This is a genomic window from Streptomyces sp. NPDC060002 (genome assembly GCF_042737245.1).
Lineage (GTDB): Bacteria > Actinomycetota > Actinomycetes > Streptomycetales > Streptomycetaceae > Streptomyces.
The window spans coordinates 14,044-34,808 of the sequence record NZ_JBHWUW010000007.1 but is presented as its reverse complement, the minus strand read 5'-3'; the positions used below and the strand labels follow the sequence as shown (position 1 = coordinate 34,808).

Here is a 20,765-nt window from a genome sequence, read left to right as displayed (position 1 = left end):
CGGCGAAGTCCGTACTCGCCGGGCGCAGGCCGGTGAAGCCGCGGGCCCGTCGGCTGTCCTTGGACAGCGAAGTTGGCCGAGAGCGGTCCTGTGGCCTGCGACGACTGACTTCATCGCCCAAGCGGGTGGGCCTTGATGGCTGGCGATGCCACTGATTTGGGTGCGGTTCCTCGCCTCGGCGGGGGCGCGACACGCTTCCGCGGGCACCTGCTGTCAGACGGGTGGCCAGTTCCGCAGCGCCACGTCGGCCACCTGCTGGAGTTCGGAGCGGGTGGCGCCGCCGGCGGCCTGGACGGCGATGCCGTTCGCTACGGTCATGACGTATCGGGCGAGTGGTTCCGGGTCAGCGCCGGAGGGCAGATCACCCTCGTCGACGGCCCGCTGGAACCGGTCGCTCTTACGGCCATCGGGCTTCCCTCCCACTACAGGGAGGCAGGGGCTTGAGGCCATGGGCGCTGCTCCGGCTGCCGGAGTCGGGCATCAACCCGAAAGAGCGCTTCGGTCGCCGATCCTGCTCGAAGACCGGACGGATCAGTGCATGTCTGCCGCATCGAGCAGCGTGGTCACAGTGGGCGCGATGAGCCCGGTCAGATTGTCGGCGCCGATCCCCGCGCGGGCGCTGGCGCCGTCGAAGACCAGGATGAGTTGCCGGGCCAGCAGGTCGGGGTTCCTCGCCCCACCCCGTTCGGCCTCGGAACGGAAAAAGGCCGTCAGGTTCGCTTTGATCTGGTGGGCCACCCGGCTCGCGGGGTGGGTCCGATCCTTGAGCTCGATCTGCACAGCCAGGTACCGGCAGCCCTGGAAGTCGGGCGCACCCGCCTGCGACTCCACCCGCTCGAAGACGTACAGGATCCGCTCGCGGGGGGAAAGGCCATCATCCGGGGGCAGGGCCCTCGCCACGAAGGCAGCGGCACGCTCCTTCAGGCTCGCCGCCAGCAGTTCGTCCTTGCTCTCGAACAGCTGGTACATGGAGCGCTTCGACACCCCCGCCGCCTTGCACAGCGCCTCGACGCCGATGCCGACGCCGTCGCGGTAGGTGAGCGTGGCCGCTGCCTCCAGCAGCCGCTCCCGGGGACTTTGCTTCACTTCGGTCGTCATACCGCGAGGTTAACTCGAATCGGACGAAATAGAAACTGATCGGTTTCCACCGGGTGTCGGGGAGACGCCCGACGCCGGGAGGACGCCCGCAGGCCGCTCAGAGGCTCGGCGACGGTCTTGGGGGAGAGACCGTCGCCGAGCCCTGATGGTGCGCGCGCCTCTCGTCCCCACGGGGGGCGACGCACACCGGGGCCACTCCGAGTGATGGCCCGGTCCTGGGTGAGCCGCCTTCCGCTACGCCGGGGCAGCGGTCTTCTCGGGCTCCGTCTCGGCGGGAATGCGGTGCAGCCCCTTGCGGTCGTACCAACTGGTCATGCCGAAACCGAAGAGGGCGGCTGCCGCGAGGCCGACGGCCATCATGACCCAGCCCCGGGTCAGGCCGGCGTCGGCCTGGGCGTCGTAGTAGAGGATCGAACGGATGCCGCCGGTGATCTGCCGCAGCGGTTCGAACTCCGCCAGGAAGCGGTAGAAGCCGGGCAGTGCCTGGATCGGCGTGGTGGCGTTGGCCGTCGGCACCGCCATCCCGATGAAGACCAGCGTGACCACCAGCATGCCGGGCGTGCCGAAGACGGCGAGCAGGGTGAGCGCACCGATCCCGGAGACGGCGATGGCGCACACCGAGAACAGCCACAGCAGGGGCAGATGGGCGGCGTGCATCCCCATGAGGCCGACCGCGCCCACCATGACCAGGCTCCCCATCAGCAGCGACAGCCCGGCCATGAGAGTGCCGCTGACGGCGAGGGTCTGCACCCGGGTCGCCCGGATCAGCGGGCGGTGCAGGCGCAGCGGACCCATGTCGTTGTGGGTGTAGCCGAGGGCGTGGTCCACCTGGCCGCTGATGACGTTGGCGGAGAGCATGCCGCAGACCACGAGGACGAGGGCGTAGTAGAACGCCGTCAGGCCCAGGCCGCTGTGCGAGTCGAGGGGATGGCCGTCCTCGACGGTGACGGCGGCCGGGTCGGCCAGCAGGAGGCGTGCCGCGGCGGGCAGCTTCGCCTGCCCGGTCCCGCCCTGGGACATGAGCTCCTTGCCCACCTGGAGCGAGGCGCTTTCGGCCGCCTGCGTCGTCGCGGTCCGGGCCAGACCGGAGCCCACACTGCCGGCGGACTGGTTGGTCAGCACCGTCAGCGTCGGACGGATCGGGACCCTGGTGGTCGCGGCACCGGTGAGTGCGGTGGTGGCGGAGGTGAAGTCGGCGGGGACGACGAGCGCGCCGTACAGCTTGCCCTTGCCGAGTTCCTCCTTCATCTCCTTCTCGTCCATCACCTTCCAGTCGACCTTGCCCCCGCTCGCGGTGGACTTCTTGATCGACTCGGTGATCCGAGCCCCGAGGTTGACCTGCTCGCCGCCGACAGCGGCCCCCTTGTCGGCGTTGACCAGGCCGACGGGCAGATTCTTCATGTGATCGACGGGATCGACGTTGGCCCCGACGTAGAACACGGTGAAGAGCAGCGCGAGGACACCTGTGATGACGCCGTTGGCGATCCACAGGGGTTTGGCACGCAGGACGCGGAACGGGTGAATCCCACTCATGACTTACTCCGGTCTCGGACAACACACTCACAGACGGAGAAGGCCGGACAGCTTCATTGCGGGCCGGCGGCCCTTGGAACGCTCAATCCCGGAACACACGACCCCCGACGCGGAACCGGAGGCGCGGATTCAGCACTCAGCCGGGCTCCAGCTGATGAAACCGGTCGGTTTCAGCTCCATGGTAAACCGATCAGTTTTCAAATTCCAAGTCGAGGCGCTGACCCATGTCCCAGCATCGCAGGAAGCCGCGCGCCGACGTCGGCCCCTACCGCCGTCGGGTCACTTCGAGCCGCGAGGCGAGTGGAGCGGCTCGCTTCAGGTAGCGCAGGCGCTCCGGGTCCGTCGCGCCGAACACGGCCATCGGGGGCGCCCCGCCCGACAGTCGCCATTGCCGTCGCCTGATGACCTGCCGGCTCCAGACGATGGCCTCGATCTTCATGAGGTCGGATCAAGTCGATAGCGTGCTCCACCCGCTCGATAGACACCGACTCTCGGCGATGCCGGAAGTTCACGAGTCCTCCGGTGGCGGCGAAGGCCCGCAGCCATCACCGAGGGCCGTGGAAGAAGACGTGGACCGTGGAACGTTCACGGCCGTACTGCCGGCCGTACTGGCGGCCGTACTGGCGGCCGTACTGGCGGCCGTGCCCTGGGCCCGGGACGCGACACTTCTCGTGGTCAGCGGCCCAGGGCGGGAGGCTCTGATCGTGGACGTGCGGCACGAGTCGGTGACGGTACGGCCGGGTGAGAACCTGGTTGGCGAGCCACGGGACACGGTTCTGTTGCACCGCACTCCGGCCACGCCGATCGCCTCCGGCCCTGGGCACGCCGCGATCCGGTCACGCCTGGCACTGCTGTGGTCGGCCGCGGTGGCCGGCGCGGGGCGTACCGGCTGAGGAAGGCCTGCGTCTCCGAGCGCCACCGGTTCGGCTCCCCCTTGCTGCGGATTCCGGCGGTCTCCTCGGGGCTGGCGCTGATGAAGATCCAACTGCTGCAGGCAGAGGCGGCCCTGGCCCGGCAAGCTGTGACGGCTGGTGCTGACCCTGCGGGTGCCCAGGCAGAAGCCGGCACCGAACCCGCCGGACCGGATGAAACGACCGCGGCCGTGGCCGTGGCCCGCATCACCACCGCCCAGGCGGCGACCGAAGTCGCGCGCTGGCACACCAGTTGCACGGTGCGATGGGCATCACCCAGGAGTACCCGCTGCACCACGTCACCCGCGGCCACCGGCAGGTGCCGACCGGGGCAGACCCCGCTGGTCCGGCACCGCCGGGCACCTGCCTGGCCGGACCGTCGTCCCGCACCCCACCGTCAGCCCCACCCAACCTGCGACAGCCCGAACCACGTGCCGGGCGATGCGCTGCACGGACCACGGCGCCCCGTGCGTGGAGCCGTAGGCCGCGGCGACACACCGTCAGCGGCTTCTTGTATTCGGCGAGGCGCGGGCGCCAAGGACCCGAAGACCACGCCGAACAACGCACGGGTCCCGGCACAGGACGGCGCTCGTCATCGGCCGAGCGGGGTCGTTCTGGCCCAGGGATCAGACACATACGAATTCCGCCCCGGACACGCCCTCCCCTCACTCCCGGGAGCCCGGACTCTGTCGTGGAGGGGCTCCTCGGTCTCGCGGAGGTCAGGCGCCCTTGGGGTCGGCCTCGGCTCCGGGAGTCAGTCCCGGACGACGCCGCCGATCGCGGCGCGGAGGTCGTCGTCTTCCGTTTCCGCGCGTGCCGGTGGGAGGGGGGACGCGCTGGCGGGGTTGAGCGAGTCGAAGAGCAGGGCCATGAAGCGTGCGCGCATGGACGGTGCGGTGCCGGGGAGCGCGAGGCCTGCGATGCCCATGACGAGGAAGTGCGGAATGTCGTCCGCGGTGAGGTCGCTACGGATCTCGCCCTGCTCCTGTGCGTGCTCGAGGAGGGGGCGGAGGGACTCGCTGAAGCGCTGGAGGGCGTCCACTGCGACGTCTGCGAAGTTGGCGGCGAAGGTGACCAGTCCCCGCTCCTCGGTGATCAGGTCGAGTAGCCGGGTGGCGATGTCCAGGAGGGTCTGGCGTGGGTGGCGGGAGGCCGTGGCGTCGTTGATCAGTGGGAGGAGGTCGGTCTCGAGGATGTCGTCGAGGACGGCCCGGACGATGGCCTCCCGGTTGGGGAAGTGCCGGTAGAGCGTGGCGATGCCCACGCCCGCCTCGGCAGCGATCTGCTCCAAAGAGCCCTCACCCGCGCCGAGGACATTACGCCCGGCCGCAATGATGCGCTCCACGCTGGAGCGGGCGTCAACCCTGCGGAGCCGGCGTGTGCGCGGTGCGCCGTTCGACATCTCCGACCCTCCCGTTCCGCACCGCAGACTACTCGATCACCTGCGCCATGATAGCACCCTATCGCTTTGATAGTCTCCTATCGTTTTGGTAGTACCCTCTCACTTCGTTCGGATGTGCGTGCCCAACAGGGTGCGCCGGAGAAGGGAGACGGCTGTGTCTGTGCTGCTGTACCGGCTGGGGCATTTCGCCTACGCCAGGCCCTGGCACGTGATCCTCGGCTGGCTGGCGGTGGTGTCCGCCGTGGTGGCGCTGCTCGTGGTCAACCCCGTCAAGCTGAGCAATGAGGTACGCATCGACGGCACCTCCGCCCAGGAGGTCATCGACGATCTGGCGAAGTCCCTTCCCGAGGCGTCCGGCGGGCAGGGCATGCTGGTGTTCCGCGCACAGAACGGGACGCGGGTCGACGGCGAGGAAAGCCGCGCCGCCCTCATCGCCGCGGTGGACGCGGTCTACCGCCACGACCACGTCATCGACGCCCGCAAGGTCCTCGCCGACGAGCTGTCCAAAGGAGAGAGGAGTCCGCTGCTGCGGACCCAGGCGGCGGTGGCCGAAGCCGCCGGGCAGCCGACGGGAGGCAAGGTGCCGGCCCCGCTGCTGCAGGACGGCCGACCGGTGCCCGGGGTCATCGTCTCGGCCGACGGCTCCACCGCCCTGATGCAGTTCCAGTTCGACGAGCAGACCTATGAGCTGCCCTCCGGCACGATCGACAGCACCGTCGAGGCCGCCGAGCAGCAGGCCGAACGAGCCCACGTCGACGTCCTGCCGTCGGCGGCCATGCTGGAGATACCCGAGATCGTGGGCGTCGGTGAGATCGTCGGCGTCGTGGTGGCGGCCATCGTCCTGCTGGTCACCCTGGGATCGGTCGTGGCTGCGGGCCTGCCCCTGGTCATCGCGTTGATCGGTGTCACGGTGGGCGTCGGCGGCGCCTTCACTCTCTCCACCGTCTTCGAGATCCACTCGCTCACCGCCGTACTGGCCCTGATGCTGGGGCTCGCCGTCGGCATCGACTACGCCCTGTTCATCGTCAACCGGCAACGGCGGCTCATCCTGGACACCGGCCTGGACGCGCACGAGGCGACAGGTCGCGCCATCGGCACCGCCGGCAGCGCGGTCTTCTTCGCCGGCAGCACCGTCATCATCGCCCTGGCCGGACTGCTGGTGGTCGGTATCACGCTGCTCAGCACCATGGCCCTCGCCGCCGCGGCCACGATCGCCATCACCGTCCTGCTCGCCCTGACCCTGCTGCCGGCGCTCCTGGGCCTGGTCAAGGAGCGCATCTGCTCGGCCCGAACCCGACGCACGGCGCAGCAGCAGGCCTCCGCCACCGCACGGACACGGGCCACCCGCTGGGGATCACACCTGGTCCGCCACAAGTACCCCGCTCTCACGGCGGCGTTCCTGATCCCCCTGGTTCTGGCGCTCCCCGCCCTCGACATGAGGATGGGTCTGCCGTCCGGCGCCAGCTACAACCCCGACACCGCACAGCGCCAGAGCTACGAGGAGGTCAGCGACACCTTCGGCCCCGGCTACAACGGACCCCTCATGCTCGTCGCCCGCTCCTCCGACAGCGGGCGGCCGCTCACTCCCACGGCCCTCGCCGCGGTCGTCTCCGAGCTGAAGGACACCAAGGGCGCCACTTCGATCTCTCTGGCAGGTATGAACACCGCCGGCACCGTGGCCGTCCTCAGCCTCGTTCCCGGCGACGGTCCGAACGACGACGGCACCAAGGACCTCGTCACCTCCGTGCGGGACAAGAGCCGGGAGATCCGCGAAACCCATGGCGTCACCATCGGCATCACCGGCTTCACCGCCCTCGCGATCGACGTGTCCGACCGCCTCGGGGACGTCCTGCCCCTCTACGTGGCCACCGTTCTCGGGCTCTCGCTGATCGTCCTGCTCCTGGTCTTCCGCTCGGTCGTCGTCCCGGTGATGGCCACTCTCGGCTTCCTGCTCAGCATCGCCGCCACCTTCGGCATCACCACGGCCGTCTTTCAATGGGGCTGGTTGCAGGCGCTGTTCGGACTCGACGCGAGCGCACCTGTGGTGAGCCTGCTGCCCATCATCGTCACCGGCGTGCTCTATGGACTGGCCATGGACTACCAGGTGTTCCTGGTCACCTCGATGCGCGAGGCCCGCATGCACGGTGCCGACCCGCTCGACGCGACCGTCTCCGGCTTCGCCCGGGCGAGCGCCGTAGTGATCGCCGCGGCCACGATCATGGTCTCGGTCTTCGCCGGATTCATCTTCAACGCCCAGCCCATGATCAAACAGGCGGGATTCGCGCTGGCGGTGGGCATCCTCATCGACGCGTTCGTCATCCGCATGACGTTCATCCCGGCCACCATGGCACTCGCGCGGGACAAGGCCTGGTGGATTCCCGTGTGGCTGGACCGTCTCCTGCCCGATCTGGACGTCGAGGGCGAGAAACTCGCGCAGAAGATCCCGCTTCCCCATCCTGCCGCTTCCCGCCAGCACGCCACAGCGCAGCAGACCTGACACTCCGTCGGAGAACATGTGCCCGCAGGTAACGCCGAACCCGCGGTCGTCGGCCGCGGTGCCGGTGTCATCCTCGCCGCGGTCGACGGTGGCGCCGGCAGGCGTTCGATGAGGGTCTGCGATGGCCCCACCTCGTGGTAGTACCCGCGGGCGAGCGGCAGCGGTGCCGCTAGAGACGTCACGCGCCGCTCTTCAAACAGGTGGGGACAGGTGGCCGCACGCACGGAAGCGCCGCGCGCGCTGTGCACAGCCGTAGCGCAGGGTATGGGAGTCAGGACCCCGCACTGGCCGACGATCGGCAGAACCCGCCTCAGTTGGTCAGCTTCTCCGAGCTGCCGAACCCGTTCAGCGTGAGCGCCGTGAGCTCGTCGAGGAGGGTCTCCCAGTCCGGTCGGTCGGAGGCGGTGAACAGCCGGTCGCCGCGCAGGCTCATGGTGATGGCCAGGCCGAACATGAACCGGACGTGGACCGACGGCAGGCCGCGGAAGCCACGCGCTTCCGACTCGACGCGCATCGCGGGCTCGGCGCTACCGAGCAGCTCGGCGAAGTCCGAGCCCAGCTGCGGGAACACCGTCCTGTCCGGGTCGTCGAACGCCCGCGCGAACACCAGGGCCGCCACGAGCCCGCGATGCTCGTCGAGTATGGCCAGCAGGTCCTGAGTGAAAGTCCGGCTGGTCGGGCTGCACTTCATGGAGCTGCGCACCGCCCCTGCCACGCTGCGACTGATGTTCGAGGGCTACTGCCTGGTGCTGCTCTGCCTGCTCGCCGGCCTGTTCCTGCTGGCGTGATCCCGCGGCCCGCATCGGCCGGAGCGGCTGCGTCCGGCCGGTTCGTCTGTCCGCGAAGCGGACGTCGTGCCGGGCGCGGTTCCGACACCGGTCTTGTCCTCCAGACTTCCCCCCGTGCCTCCGTGCTGTAGCCGCGGGCGCGTGCCAGGCGGTGGAACCAGTCCTTGATCCGGGGCAGTCGGTATCCGGCGGACTGACCCCTCGGCAGGGCGGCCGAGACACGGCAGGGCACCGCAGGCACCTCGCTCACGCCGCGAAGTCACAGCGGAGGGCCGAAGTCCTCGGGGGAAGGCACTTCGGCCCCTCGGGGAGGTCAGCCCGCGGCAACGGGGACCGGCTTGTCCACTTCTGTCGGTATGTCGGTCTCCTTGATGCCGAACCGGTCGTAGAAGCGGGCGAGTGGGCCCGGAGCCCACCAGGCCGCCCTGCCCAGCAGCCTCATGACGGCCGTTCCCAGCAGGATGCGCACCACCAGCACATCCACCAGGACCGCGAACACCATGCCGACGCCGAAGAGCTTGATGGTCAGCACGTCGCTCATCCCGATCGCCGCGAGCGGCACGCACATCAGCAGCGCCGCGCTCACGACCAGGCGGCCGATGGACTGCAGCCCGGTCGCCACGGCCTCGGTGCTGTCGCCCTGCTTGTCGTACTGCTCTCGCATCCGGGACACCAGGAACACCTCGTAGTCCATGGAGAGTCCGAAGATCAGCGCGAACAGCATGATCGGCATGTTGGGCTCGATGTTGCCCGTCGGATCAAAGCCGAGCAGGTGGTGCAGGTGGCCGTCCTGGAAGATCCAGACCAGGACGCCGAAGGTCGCGGTCAGCGACAGCATGTTCATCGCGATGGCCTTCAGCGGCAGCAGCACCGAGCCGAATGCGAGGAACAGCAGGAGGTACGTCATCACCGCGATGTAGAGCAGCATCCACGGCAGGGTCTCGCCCAGTGCGTCCAGGGTGTCGTCGTAGACCGCCGACTCGCCGCCGAAGTACGCGCGGGCGCCCGGCGGTTCGGGGACGTCCTTGAGCCGGTTCACCAGGTCGCGCGCGTGGGTCGAGATGGGATTGCCGTCGTAGGTGACCGACACCCGGGCCGTGGCGCCCTCGACTCCGGTGATCCGGGCGCTCGTGGCACCGTCGGTGGCGCCGAGCCGCTCGGCGTACGCCTTCAGCGCCGCGCCCTGGTCCTTCGAGGTCCCGTCGGACCTCAGCACGAGCAGCGAGTCGATGGACTTCACCGCGTCGCCGTCGAAGTCGTGCTCCATGGCGTCGAAGACCTGGCGGCCCTCGGAACTGCTCCGCAGCTGCTGCGCGTTGATGGAACCGAACTCGATCTTCGAGAACGGCAGGGCGAGCGTCAGCAGCAGGCCCACCGCGCCCACCACCACGACCCACCGCCGCCGCATCAGGCCGTGCCCGAACCGGTACCAGCCACCCTCCCCCGCGGCCGTCGGCCGCCCTGCCTTCTTGCGGCGCAGCGGGAAGGCGTTGACCTTCGGTCCCATCACGGCGAGCAGGGCGGGCAGCGCGACCAGTGAGAAGAGCACCGCCAGCAGGACCGCTGCCACACCGCCGTACGACATCGACTTCAGGAAGGTCGACGGGAAGAGGGCCAGGCCGGCCAGCGCCGCCGCGACCGTGGTACCGGAGACCATCACGGTGCGCCCGGCCGTGGCGAGGGTGCGCCCGATCGCCGCTTCACCGGTGTAGCCGGCCGCCAGTTCCTCACGGTAGCGGCTCACGATCAGCAGGCCGTAGTCGATAGCGACCGCGAGACCCAGGATCGTGACCAGGCTCATGGAGAACACGGACACGTCGGTGATGTTGGCGATGGTCCGCAGGACGGCCATCGACCCGAGGATGGAGAGCACGCCGACGAGCAACGGGAGGAAGGCCGCGGTCAGACCGCCGAACACGACCAGCAGGAGCAGGAAGAGCACGGGGGCCGAGATGACTTCCGCGGTTCTCAGGTCGTGTTCGATCTTCTCACTGGCCTGGTGGCCGGTGGGTACCGTTCCGCCTTGCAGCGTCTGAAGGCCGGGTGCCGGGATCTCGTCCTTGACCGCCTCGTACGCGTCCTCCTTGGCCTTCTCACTGCTGCCGTGGAGGTTCAGGGCGACGTAGGTGGCGTGCCGGTCGTGGCTGACCTGCGCCGGCATCTTGGTCGTCCAGAAGTCCAGGTAGCCGGTCACCTCCGACTCCGGCAGGGACTCCAACTGCTTGACGACCGCCTGCCGGAAGGACGGGTCGTCGACGGTGCGGTCCTTGTCGCGGTAGACGATCACCGCGTCGGGTGTCCGCTGTGGGAACGCCTTCTCGGCGATGCGGGCCGCGCGCACGCTGTCCGAGCCGGGGTCCTGGAAGCCGAGCGGTGTCAGGGAGCCGAAGACTCCGGCACCGTAGGCCCCGGACAGGACGGCGAACAGCATGGTCAGTATCAGCACCGGCTTTCGCCTGCGGTACAGCAGACGCCCAAACCCCTCAAACATGACTTCTCCTAGATCGTTAGCCAGCGCCGGACAGGACCGTCCGAAGGTCGACACCGAACGAACCGTAACAGCGTTTTCATTGCTCGATGCAACGCTGTTGTACACCGCTCCCCCGGAGAGGGGTTGAGCTCCTCCGCCCTGACCTGCTGATTTACAAGAGAAGATCGCTCGGAAGCGGCGGGTCCTGACGCGGGGCGGAGCGGACGACAACAAGCCAAAGCGATACCGGGAAGCATTCGTAACGGCGTTGCAATACGATGGCGCCATGGCCAGGCTCAAGACACATGACGAAGCACTCCGGCTCCGGCTCCTGCACCGCGCGGCCGCCACGGTCTTCGACCGCGGCACGGCCGCGCTGAGCCTGCGACAGCTCGCGGCGGACGTGAAGACCTCGACCACGGCGGTCTACTCGCTCTTCGGCAACAAGGCGGGCCTGCTCAGGAGCCTGTACGAGGAGGCGGCGCGGCTCTTCGTCGCACGCCTGGCAGCCATCCGTCCGACGGACGACCCGGCCGGCGACGTGATCCGACTTGGGCTCGTCTATCGCGAATACGCGATCGCCAACCCGCATCTCTACGCGATCCTCTTCTCCGACCGCAGCGTCCAGTGCCCGTCCGAGGCGGAGTCGAAGTCGGAGAGGCCGCGGGAGGCCATCGAGACCTACCGGCCCCTCGTCGACGCCGTGCGGCGCGGACAACAGGCAGGGCAGTTCAGTCCGGAGTCCGACCCGGAGGTCATCGCGCTGTCGGTCTGGGGAACGGCCCATGGCCTGGTGTCCCTGGTGCTGTCGGGGAACGAGCCGCCCGGGCTCGCGGTCGCCGACTGCTATGAGCGGGCCCTGGGGGTATTGGTAGCGGGGTGGCGAGTGAGCGAGGGGAAGGTTCAGGGATTCGCGGACGTGCCGTGAGCCCGGAGCCGGTACCGCGCCGGGCCTGAACGTACGGTTCAGCTCGAACCGTGTCTCCGGCTCGGGTGCCAGCGCGTTGAGGGCGTCGAGTTGTACGGGGACAATGGTCTGACCGATACCGACCGCGTCGCCGCGCACTGCGCCGGCAAGCGCTGCCCCGACCGGGGCCGCGCCCAGGCAGCGCCCGGGCCGAGGTCCCCCGCCGCACGGCTGGGATGCGCTCTGATCCAGCGGCCAGGTGGCCGCCTGACGCGGGCCGGAGAGGTCACACGAGTCCGACCGGCCCGGCGTCGATCTGCGGGCGGACCAGGAGACAGGGCTTGCGGCGCAGGTCCTTGCCCTCGTGGAAGGGCGACAGCCGGTTGAGCTGGTTGGCGATGGCGTACAGGTGCGAAGCGCACGTCGTTGGGGTAGCTGTTCGCCGGCACCACCTCGGGCGGGAAGAGGATCTTCCGTACGATCCGGTCCGTGCGCAGGTCGACCGCCACGAGCTTGGGACCGAGTTGCCGCATCACCTCGGCGTGCGGGGGATTGCCGGAGGTGCCGTGGCCGGTGGAGGACGGTGCCTCCAGCAGGCGCCCTCGGGGAGTCGGCTTCGCCCGTGCGGTCAGGGCGATCCGGAGCCCACCCGGACGCAGGTACCTCGTGCGTTCCTGCGACCTGAAGCCGTCCGCCGGGGACATCGCCTGCGGCTGCCGCCAACTCCCGGAAGGGGAACGGGGCCAAACGGCCAGTGAACCTGGTGCTCTCAGGTCTGCCGGGCCGCCGGCCGGGTCTTCGCCACCATGCTGCGGTCCCCGAAGGTGACCATCGCGTGCACGGGCATGGTGCTGGCGCGCATGGGCGCCGCGAGGCCCCGGCGGCCCTGCTGGCGGGCGGGTTCCGGCCCCAGGGTCGTCATCAGGACGGTGAGGGCCGGCATCGGATGCACGAAGAGCGTGATCTCCTTGATCTTTGCCTCGTCGTCGGGCCGCGGCAACTGCACCTCCTCGAACGACCGGGACCCCACCCGCGCCCGGTAGACCAGCGCGTACCCGTTCCCCTCGCCGGTCTGGGTGTGGTAGCGGACGTCCTTGACCGCCGTGAACGCCGAGGTCAGGGGGTCACGCAGCTGGTCAGATCCCTCGAAGCGGAACTGCTCGGTGAGCGGCGAGCCGAGCACGACGTCCCGGCTCAGGCACGCGACCGCGGCGTCGACGTCACCGCGTTCCTCGGCGGAGCGCCAGCTCGCGACGGTAGCGGCGGCGGAGTGCAGGGTCTCGGACAGGGGTCTCTCCCGGTATCAGCGGCGGCGCGACGGGATGTGCGGGTGCCGACGTGCTTGGTGGACGGGGTGGCGGGTGTCAGCCGGCCAGCTTGTTCATCGTGCGGATCTGCTTGTCCAGGACCCAGGCGGGAACGAAGCGGAGCATGCGTGCGCGTCCGGCCAGGGGACCGGCGGCGTAGCGCAGTTTCGGCTTGGTATCGGTGGCGGCTGTGACGATGACCTTGGCGACGACGGCGGGGTCGTCGCCGTTCTTGATCGCCTCCGTCATCAGGCGGTCGAAGACGTGCCGCTGGTCGGCGTAGGTCTGCAGGGGGGTGTCGGGCTTGGCGCTGTTGGCCTCGAATCCGGTGTTGGTGTAGGCGGGTTCGACGAGGAGCGAGCGGACGCCGTACTGGCGGACCTCGTGGTCCAGGGACTGGGAGTAGCCCTCGATCGCGTGCTTGGACGCGCCGTAGACGGCCATGTAGGGAGCGGGAATGAATCCCTGCACTGACGAGAGGTTGATGATGCGGCCGCGTCCCTGGGCGCGCATGTGCGGCAGGACCGCCTTCACCATGCGCATGACCCCGAAGACGTTGATGTCGAAGACGCCTTGGGCTTGCGCGAGGGAGGTTTCCTCGGCCGCGCCGATCGAGCCGATGCCGGCGTTGTTGACCAGGACGTCGATCCGCCCGAACCGGTCGATCACCTGCTGGACCACGGCGGTGACCGACTTGTCACTGACCACGTCGAGGTCGAGGAACGTCACGCCCTGGAGCGGGGTGACGCGTGAGGTGTCGCGGCCCGTGCCGGCCACCTCGAAACCCGCCGCGACCAGCGCGAGCGCGGTCTGCTCGCCAATGCCGGAGGACGCGCCCGTCACGAGGGCCACCGGTCGATTCGTCGTCATCACGCACTCCCGAACTCGCCTGAGAAACCGATCGGTTTCCCTTTGCCTTCACTGTAAACTGATCGGTTTCCACTGCGCAAGCCCAAGCACGGAACTGATCCCGGGCCGCGTCACCGGCCGGCTTCAGGTTGAGCTGACCGGCGCCCGCCGGCAGGGCGGCACGCGCCGGATGAGCAGGCGGAGAGACGCGACAGCGCCATCCCCGCGCCGCGATCGCGAGTTCGCGCTCAAGGGCTGCTACGACACCCCTGCCGAGGCGATTGCCGAGCGTGCCGATATCACGCAGCCGTACCTCTTCCGACTCTTCCCGGGCGTCAAGGCGATCGCCGCCGCCTTGACACGGAGCACGGAAGAACGCCCGCCTGGCGTTCGAGAGCGTGGCCAAGGATGCGCGGCACGAGCGGGCCTCCCGCGCCATGAGCGGCTCAACGGCGATCGGTTGTTACACGCAGCCGATCTCGGCACACCCCGAAACGCTCCAGACGCAGATGCAGGGATACGCCGCCGCGGCAGCCACCGGGCGGTAGAAGCCCTCGGCGGCGTCCGGTGAGACGGGCACGAGCCCGATGTCGCCGACGATGATCACTGACGGGGCGCAGTACTCGATTCTGGCGAATGCGTCCACCGCGCGAACACGGACAGTAACTGCGGTCGAGGGACACAGGCACTTGGCGGGCCTGGGCATTTGCGGGCACCCGGCGACAGCGACAGGGCCGGTCCCGCGCGGGCTGGACCCCGGGACAGGCGCGCCAGCGGGGACGCAGGCGGCGGGTGATCCCCCGCCGTTCAGCAGCTCCCCCGACGCGACGGGCCCGTCATGGTTCGCGGCTGCTCAACCCGATCACATCGCGTCGATTCCGGATGGATGATCGATATGTAACCCGTCCGACAGCCGATAGCAGGCAGGTGCGCCGCACCTGCGTTCATTGCGCAAGGTTTCTCGTCGGCCTGCCTGATCGAACCAGGGCCGCCGAGTGCGCCGGGCCGGTGAGCAGGGGACGTGGGCTGCTCCGATGCAGAAGCTCCTGAAAAAATCCGGGCCTGCGTGATCAGGGCTGATCGCTGATGGCTCGGTAGGCCGCGATGAACAGGGTGCAGCACAGGTCGATCAGCTCTTCGACGGTGGCGTTCTGGTGACCGAGCGTCCAGTCCACGAGGAGTTCGTTGACTCCGCCGACCAGACTCATCGCGGTCATGGTGAGCCGGCTGGAGGAGGCTTCCGGGCCAGGGAGCGGTCCGACGACGGCGGCGACCATGGCGGCGAATTGGTGCAGGACCTCACGGCGCCGTACTTCGAGGCGGGGGCTGGCGCCCACGACCTCGATGAGCACCAGGCGGGCCATGCGGGCGTCGCCGGCCAGTGTACGGATGAACACCTCGAGGCCGGCGCGCAGCTGGGCGTCGACATCGGGTGCGACAGCGGCTGCGGCCTGCGCGGTTTCGGCGCTGATCGTAGTGATCAGCTCGTTGTAGACCCCGGCGAGAAGGTCTTCGCGGTCGCGGAACGACTCGTAGAAGTAGCGCTCGGTCAGTCCGGCATGGGAGCACACCTGCTTGACGGAGGCTGAGGCGTATCCGACCGTGCCGAACATGTCGAGGCCCGCCTGGATGAGGCGGGTGCGGCGCTCCTGCTGTCGTTGCGCCGCATCGCGTCCGCCGTAGCGCCGCCCGGCGGTCTGTGTGCCGGTCATTTTTCCCCTTCGCAGAGGTGTTGACACCGGTGTGCTCCGAACTGACACTCTACCTTGTCAGATCATCTGACATGGCATCGTGTCAGACGCGCGTGGGGGTCGCTTGCCGCTCGGCGTTCCGCTCATGCTCAGGGCAAGAAAGGGGCTCGACCGTGGCAGCACCGCCCAAATACCCGCACACGTCCAGCCGAAGAGACCGCGACAGGCTCCCCCGCACACAACCGCTGACCGGCCGAGTGATCGCGGTCACCGGGGCGGGCCGCGGAATCGGGCGTGCCGTCGCAGCCCGGCTCGCCGCCGCCGGAGCCGCCGTGGCGATCGGCGATCTCGACGCGGAGCTCGCCACGGAGGCGGCCGGTGCCATCGGCACGCATGCCGGTGGCCGGCTGCTCGGGCTGTCTCTCGACGTCACCGACACACCTTCCTTCGAAGACTTCCTGCGCACCGTCGAGACCCGGCTGGGGCCGATCGACGTACTGGTCAACAACGCCGGAATCATGTGGGTGGGACCCTTCGAGGAGGAACCGGAGGAAGCCGCCCTGCGCCAGTTCGACGTCAACGTCCACGGCGTACTGCGGGGGATGAAGCTCGTGATCCCGGGGATGCGGAAACGCGGTCGCGGCCACGTGGTGAACATCGCCTCCGCCGCCAGCAAGGTCGCCCCGGCCGGCGAGGCGACCTACGCGGCCACGAAGCACGCCGTCCACGGCTACAGCACCGCCGTCCGCGCCGAACTACGCGGCACCGGCGTGCACGTGTCCCTGGTGATGCCCGGTGTCGTGGAGACCGAGCTGGCCGTGGGCACCGCGACCGGCCCCACCCGGCGCCTGACGACGGATCAGGTGGCCGACGCGGTGCTCGACGTCGTGCTGCGCCCGCGGTTCGAGGTCTTCGTTCCCCGCCAGGTGGCAGCCCTGACCCGGTTGGCCGCGGTCCTGCCGGGCCGTGCCCGCGACGCCCTGCATCACCTCCTTGTCCCCGACCAGCTCGCCGCCCTGTCCGACCGGTCGGTCCGCGCGGCCTACGAGCAGCGCACCCGGACCGCCCGCCATCCCGAAGGTTGAGCCCGTGACCACCACGCCCAAACCGGCGCCCAGCGCGAAGAAGGCCCAGGACGCCGCCGCTCCGCGTCCCATCCCCGAATTCGAAGGGGTCCACGACGTATGGCCCCGCGGCGACCGGCTGCGCGCCGTGCGCGGCGCCGCGGCCACCTACCGTGAGCGGTTCGTCCAGCAGGGCCGCATCCACGCCGTCCGCAGTTTCGACATCGCCGCCGCCCCGTACCCGACCCGGTTCGGCTTCCACGGCGCCGCGCTCGCCGTCAACCCGTTCGTGAGCATCGTCAACCGGATGCTCGTCGTGCAGTTCGACGGCTTCGACGGGGAGCCGAAAACACTGGTGTGGGAGCCGACCGTCGCCGCCGGAACGGCTCAAGCGCCGTTCTACGCCCAGCTCAAGCGTCTGGCGGGGGACTTCCTCACCGAGCACGTCTTCGCCCGCTTCTACCAGGACCCGAACACCGTCCTGCCCTCCTGCGGTCTGCGACCCGAGGACGTGGACTTCGTCAGCTTCGACCACCTGCACGTCCAGGACGTGCGCATGATCATGGGAAGTACCAGCACCGTTCCCGGCGAACGGGCGCCCCGCGAAGCGCTGTTCCCGCGCGCCCGGTTGTTGGTGCACCGCAGGGAGCTGGGCACCTTCGAATCGACGCATCCGATGCAGTGGGCCTGGTACGTCGACGGAGGCATGGACGGGGTACCGCCCGAGCGCGTCACCGCCTTCGACGGCGATGTCGAACTCGGCGTCGGCGTCAGCCTGTTGTGGACCCCCGGCCACACGGACGGCAACCACTCCCTGGTGCTGAACACCCCCGACGGGGTGTGGGTCTCCTCCGAGAACGGCATCTCGGCCGACAACTGGCAGCCCGAGCTCTCCCGCATCCCCGGGGTGCGCCGCCACGCCGCGTTCTACGGCCATGAGGTGGTGCCCAACGCCAACACCCTGGAGGACTCTCTCGACCAGTACGACTCCATGGTCAAGGAGAAGACGCTCGCCGACCCCAGCCGGCGCGATCCGCGCTGGCTGCAGATCCTGCCCTCCTCGGAGCTGGCCCCCTTCAAGCGGCACTGGCCGGTGCTGCCCAGCTTCCTCCACGGCGGTCTGAACTACGGCGAGTTGACCCGTGCCGGCGGTGGCCGGTGACCGGCCCGGCCGCCCGCCGGATCACCGCGGACGGCGTGGAGTTGGCCGCCTACCAGTGGGGAGCGTCCACGGCTCCTCCGGTGGTGCTGGTCCACGGCTATCCGGACACCAGCGCCGTGTGGCGACCGGTCGCCGAGCGCCTGGCCGACCGCTTCCACGTCACCGCCTTCGACGTGCGGGGAGCCGGTGCCTCCCACCGGCCCAGGGGTCTGCGCGCCTACCGGATGTCCCGCCTGGAAGCCGACCTGGAGGCGGTCCTCGACGCCGTGAGCCCCGACCGCCCGGTGCACCTGGTCGGACACGACTGGGGATCGATCCACTCCTGGGAGTCGGTCACCGGCACCCGCCTGGCCGGGCGGATCGCCTCGTTCACCTCCATCTCCGGACCCTGCCTGGACCACGTCGGCCACCTGATCCGGGCCCGCCTTCGGCCGCGGCATCCGGATCTGCCGAAGATGCTGCGGCAGGCCGCACGGTCCTGGTACATCGCCTACTTCCATCTTCCGCTCCTGCCCGCCCTGACCTGGAGAGGCCTGGGACACCGCTGGCGCACCTTCCTCACCGGATCCCAAGGCGTACCGGGGCACACCCCCTACCCCGCGCCGACGCTGGCCCGCGACGCCGTGTCCGGCACCGCGCTGTACCGCGCCAACATGCTGCCCCGCCTGCTGCGTCCCCGGGACCGGCCGACCACTGTCCCGATTCAACTCATCATCCCCACCCGCGACTTCTGCGTCACCCCGGTGCTCTCGTACGGAGTGGAGCACTGGACGCGCCGGATACAACGGCGCCCGATCGACGCCGGGCACTGGGTACAGCTCAGCCACCCCGAGGAGGTCGCGTCCCGGATCGCGGAATTCGCCCACCGCGTCGAAGGCGGCTCCCACCGCACTCCGGACCACACCGCGCACCCGATCTGACAGACCCACAGCCCAACAGGCCGGCAGTACTGGACGACTGCCTGACCGCCCTTCCGCACACACCGATCACCGACGGAGGAGGAACCTGTCATGTTCCGAGCCGCACATGCCCACCCGGAGAGGCCGTCCGAGCCCATCGACCACCACGACCTGGTGCTGCAACCCCGGGACGTCACCTTCGACTGGGGCGCCACCCCGCTGCACTGGCTGCCGGGTGAGCCCTTCGCGACCCACACCTTCGATGTACTCCACCTCATGCTCCCCGAGCTCGAACGCTGGTTCGTGCGCACCTTCGAGCAGGCACTGCCACTGATCACCGACGACCGGCTGCGCGAGGACGTACGCGGCTTCATCGGCCAGGAGGCGATGCACGCCGAGGCGCACCAGGAGGTCCTGGAGCACCTGCTCGCCAAGGGGCTGGACCCGGCTCCGTACACCCGGCAGTCCGAATGGATCTTCCGACGGGTGCTCGGAGACCGGCCGGAGCTGACGCCGGCCGCCACACACGCGCACCTCCTCCAACGGCTCGCCCTCATAGCGGCCTTCGAGCACTTCACCGCGTACATGGGTCACTGGATTCTCAGCAACGGGCACCTGGACCAGGCCGGCGCGGACCCCGCGATGCTCGATCTGTTCCGCTGGCACGGCGCGGAGGAGGTCGAACACCGTTCGGTCGCGTTCGACCTGCTGGTGCACCTCGATCCCCGGTACCGGCGCCGGGTGGGCGGCATGCTTGTCACCGCTCCGGTGCTGACCCGGCTGTGGATCCGCGGAGTCCGCTTCCTGATGAGCGCCGACCCCGAACTCGACGACCGGGTCGAGGTCCGCTTCCGCGACTACCTGGCCGCCGCCCGCAAGGACCTCTTGCCGCCACCGGGCGCGTTCGCCGGCTCGGTGCTGCGCTACTTCCGCCCCGGCTACCACCCGGCCCAGGAGGGCTCGACCCAGCTGGCGGTCGCCTACCTGGCGGCGTCCCCCGCTGCCCGAGCGGCGGCCCGATGAGCCAGCAACCCGTGAGGCATCCCATGGACATCAGCACACCCCTCACCCGGCCGCCGGACCTGTACGGCAGACCGCGCGGCGACTCCTTCATGCGGAAGCTGGCGGCTTTCAGCGACACCGCGGTAACGCGCCTCGCGCGGCGCGGCACTCCTCCCAGGCGCCCACCGGCCACCGGGATGCCTGTGATCCGGGAACTGGTGGTCGCCGCCAGGCACCAAGAGGCCGAGGATGTCGTCTCCCTGCGGCTGGCAGCACCCGACGGCGGAACACTCCCGCCCTGGCAGCCCGGCGCCCACATCGAACTGCGCCTGCCCTCCGGCCGCAAGCGGCAGTACTCCCTGTGCGGCGACCCCGCCGACCGGTACCGGTACCGCATCGCGGTGCGCCGCATCGCCAACGGCGGAGGCGGTTCGGCCGAGGTGCACGACACCCTCGGAGACGGTGTGCGGGTCGCCGTCACCGCGCCCCGGAACGCCTTCCCCTTCGCCGCCGAAGCATCCATCCTGCTCATCGCGGGCGGCATCGGAATCACCCCGATCCTGCCGATGGCCCGGGAAGCCGCCCGACGCGGCCTGGACTGGAGGCTCGTGCACACCGGCCGCAGCCGCGGCTCGATGCCCTTCGCGGCAGAGCTGGCCGAACTCGCGGCCGCGGCCCCTGACCGGGTCTCCATCCGTCCTGACGACGAGTCCGGCGTGCCCGAAGCAGCCGATCTACTGAGCTTGAGCCCGGCGGCGGGTGCGGTGTACTGCTGCGGGCCCGCGCCCATGATCGACGGCGTTCGGCGCGCGTTCGGTGGCAGCCGCGCGTCAGCCCTGCACTTCGAGCGTTTCGCCCCGGCTCCGATCACGGACGGCCGTCCCTTCGAACTTCAGCTGGGCGACACCGGAAGAGTTCTGCCAGTGCCGCACGACCGCTCCGCCCTGGAGGTTCTCCACGAGGCCCTGCCGGACATGCCGTTCTCCTGCCGCCAGGGGTTTTGCGGCACTTGCCGGGTACGGGTGGCCCATGGCCATGTCGATCACCGTGACCGCCGGCTCACCGCCGCCGAACGTGCGGCCGGCGCCATGCTGCCCTGCGTCTCGCGTGCACCGGAAGGAGAGCGGTTGGTGCTGGAGGTGTGAGCGATGGCCGAGCGCCCGTAGAGCGCAGCCGTCGCCGCGA

At 69.6% G+C, this 20,765-nt stretch carries 18 protein-coding genes and 1 pseudogene; 8 read left to right on the top strand and 11 right to left on the bottom strand.

The features are described 5' to 3' along the window. Positions 1-213: 213 nt before the first annotated feature. The 4 genes and pseudogenes from ACFWBD_RS09055 to ACFWBD_RS09040 all read right to left on the bottom strand — a co-directional run. Positions 214-393, bottom strand: a pseudogene (locus tag ACFWBD_RS09055) (TetR/AcrR family transcriptional regulator); the annotation flags it as partial. Between the two features lie 138 nt (positions 394-531). Continuing rightward, the gene (locus ACFWBD_RS09050; RefSeq protein WP_385664769.1) at positions 532-1,098 is read right to left on the bottom strand and encodes a TetR/AcrR family transcriptional regulator; all 567 of its coding nucleotides are present in this window, start codon (positions 1,096-1,098) and stop codon (positions 532-534) included. Positions 1,099-1,332: 234 nt separating this feature from the next. Then, positions 1,333-2,631 carry a DUF3533 domain-containing protein gene (locus ACFWBD_RS09045; protein WP_385664766.1) on the bottom strand — a complete coding sequence of 433 codons (1,299 nt, stop codon included), beginning with the start codon at positions 2,629-2,631 and terminating at the stop codon, positions 1,333-1,335. 265 nt (positions 2,632-2,896) lie between these two features. Then, positions 2,897-3,070: a hypothetical protein gene (locus ACFWBD_RS09040; RefSeq protein ID WP_385664763.1), complete on the bottom strand. Its 174-nt coding sequence runs from the start codon at positions 3,068-3,070 to the stop codon at positions 2,897-2,899. A 130-nt stretch (positions 3,071-3,200) separates the two neighbouring features. On the opposite strand from ACFWBD_RS09040, the gene ACFWBD_RS09035 reads away from it, so the two are divergent. Further along, positions 3,201-3,524 carry a hypothetical protein gene (locus tag ACFWBD_RS09035; RefSeq protein ID WP_385664761.1) on the top strand — a complete coding sequence of 108 codons (324 nt, stop codon included), beginning with the start codon at positions 3,201-3,203 and terminating at the stop codon, positions 3,522-3,524. A 772-nt stretch (positions 3,525-4,296) separates the two neighbouring features. Here ACFWBD_RS09035 and ACFWBD_RS09030 read toward each other — a convergent pair. Beyond that, positions 4,297-4,944, bottom strand: coding sequence for a TetR/AcrR family transcriptional regulator (locus tag ACFWBD_RS09030; RefSeq protein WP_385664758.1), 648 nt, complete (start codon positions 4,942-4,944; stop codon positions 4,297-4,299). A 154-nt stretch (positions 4,945-5,098) separates the two neighbouring features. Here ACFWBD_RS09030 and ACFWBD_RS09025 point away from each other — a divergent pair, with 154 nt between their 5' ends. Continuing rightward, positions 5,099-7,441, top strand: a complete 2,343-nt coding sequence (locus ACFWBD_RS09025) for an MMPL family transporter (protein WP_385664755.1) — start codon at positions 5,099-5,101, stop codon at positions 7,439-7,441. Between the two features lie 310 nt (positions 7,442-7,751). On the opposite strand, the gene ACFWBD_RS09020 is transcribed toward ACFWBD_RS09025, so the two are convergent. Both ACFWBD_RS09020 and ACFWBD_RS09015 read right to left on the bottom strand, forming a co-directional pair. Further along, a complete protein-coding gene (locus ACFWBD_RS09020; protein ID WP_385664752.1) occupies positions 7,752-8,132 on the bottom strand; it encodes a hypothetical protein in 381 nt (126 codons plus the stop codon). A 410-nt stretch (positions 8,133-8,542) separates the two neighbouring features. Beyond that, a complete protein-coding gene (locus ACFWBD_RS09015) occupies positions 8,543-10,720 on the bottom strand; it encodes an MMPL family transporter (protein WP_385664749.1) in 2,178 nt (725 codons plus the stop codon). Between the two features lie 265 nt (positions 10,721-10,985). Here ACFWBD_RS09015 and ACFWBD_RS09010 point away from each other — a divergent pair, with 265 nt between their 5' ends. Further along, entirely contained in the window at positions 10,986-11,627 is a 642-nt protein-coding gene (locus ACFWBD_RS09010) for a TetR/AcrR family transcriptional regulator (RefSeq protein ID WP_385664746.1), read from the top strand. A 748-nt stretch (positions 11,628-12,375) separates the two neighbouring features. Here ACFWBD_RS09010 and ACFWBD_RS09005 read toward each other — a convergent pair. The 4 genes from ACFWBD_RS09005 to ACFWBD_RS08990 form a co-directional block, all read right to left on the bottom strand. Further along, positions 12,376-12,882 carry a nuclear transport factor 2 family protein gene (locus tag ACFWBD_RS09005; protein ID WP_385665279.1) on the bottom strand — a complete coding sequence of 169 codons (507 nt, stop codon included), beginning with the start codon at positions 12,880-12,882 and terminating at the stop codon, positions 12,376-12,378. A gap of 88 nt (positions 12,883-12,970) precedes the next feature. Further along, positions 12,971-13,783: an oxidoreductase gene (locus ACFWBD_RS09000; protein ID WP_385664743.1), complete on the bottom strand. Its 813-nt coding sequence runs from the start codon at positions 13,781-13,783 to the stop codon at positions 12,971-12,973. Positions 13,784-14,225: 442 nt separating this feature from the next. Beyond that, the gene (locus ACFWBD_RS08995; RefSeq protein WP_385664740.1) at positions 14,226-14,408 is read right to left on the bottom strand and encodes a hypothetical protein; all 183 of its coding nucleotides are present in this window, start codon (positions 14,406-14,408) and stop codon (positions 14,226-14,228) included. Between the two features lie 424 nt (positions 14,409-14,832). Then, on the bottom strand, positions 14,833-15,474 hold the full coding sequence (locus tag ACFWBD_RS08990) for a TetR/AcrR family transcriptional regulator (protein WP_385664738.1): 642 nt from the start codon (positions 15,472-15,474) through the stop codon (positions 14,833-14,835). Positions 15,475-15,626: 152 nt separating this feature from the next. Here ACFWBD_RS08990 and ACFWBD_RS08985 point away from each other — a divergent pair, with 152 nt between their 5' ends. From ACFWBD_RS08985 to ACFWBD_RS08965, 5 genes are all read left to right on the top strand, one after another. Next, positions 15,627-16,538 (top strand): SDR family oxidoreductase, encoded by a 912-nt coding sequence (locus ACFWBD_RS08985; protein WP_385664735.1) that lies wholly within the window; start codon positions 15,627-15,629, stop codon positions 16,536-16,538. A gap of 4 nt (positions 16,539-16,542) precedes the next feature. Beyond that, complete coding sequence (locus ACFWBD_RS08980; RefSeq protein WP_385664732.1) at positions 16,543-17,679, top strand: hypothetical protein; 1,137 nt, start codon at positions 16,543-16,545, stop codon at positions 17,677-17,679. Then, positions 17,676-18,599: an alpha/beta fold hydrolase gene (locus ACFWBD_RS08975; RefSeq protein WP_385664729.1), complete on the top strand. Its 924-nt coding sequence runs from the start codon at positions 17,676-17,678 to the stop codon at positions 18,597-18,599. Before ACFWBD_RS08980 ends, ACFWBD_RS08975 begins: the two co-directional genes overlap by 4 nt. A gap of 90 nt (positions 18,600-18,689) precedes the next feature. Next, positions 18,690-19,601, top strand: a complete 912-nt coding sequence (locus tag ACFWBD_RS08970; RefSeq protein WP_385664727.1) for a metal-dependent hydrolase — start codon at positions 18,690-18,692, stop codon at positions 19,599-19,601. A gap of 23 nt (positions 19,602-19,624) precedes the next feature. Continuing rightward, positions 19,625-20,725 carry a PDR/VanB family oxidoreductase gene (locus ACFWBD_RS08965; RefSeq protein WP_385664724.1) on the top strand — a complete coding sequence of 367 codons (1,101 nt, stop codon included), beginning with the start codon at positions 19,625-19,627 and terminating at the stop codon, positions 20,723-20,725. Positions 20,726-20,765: the final 40 nt, after the last annotated feature.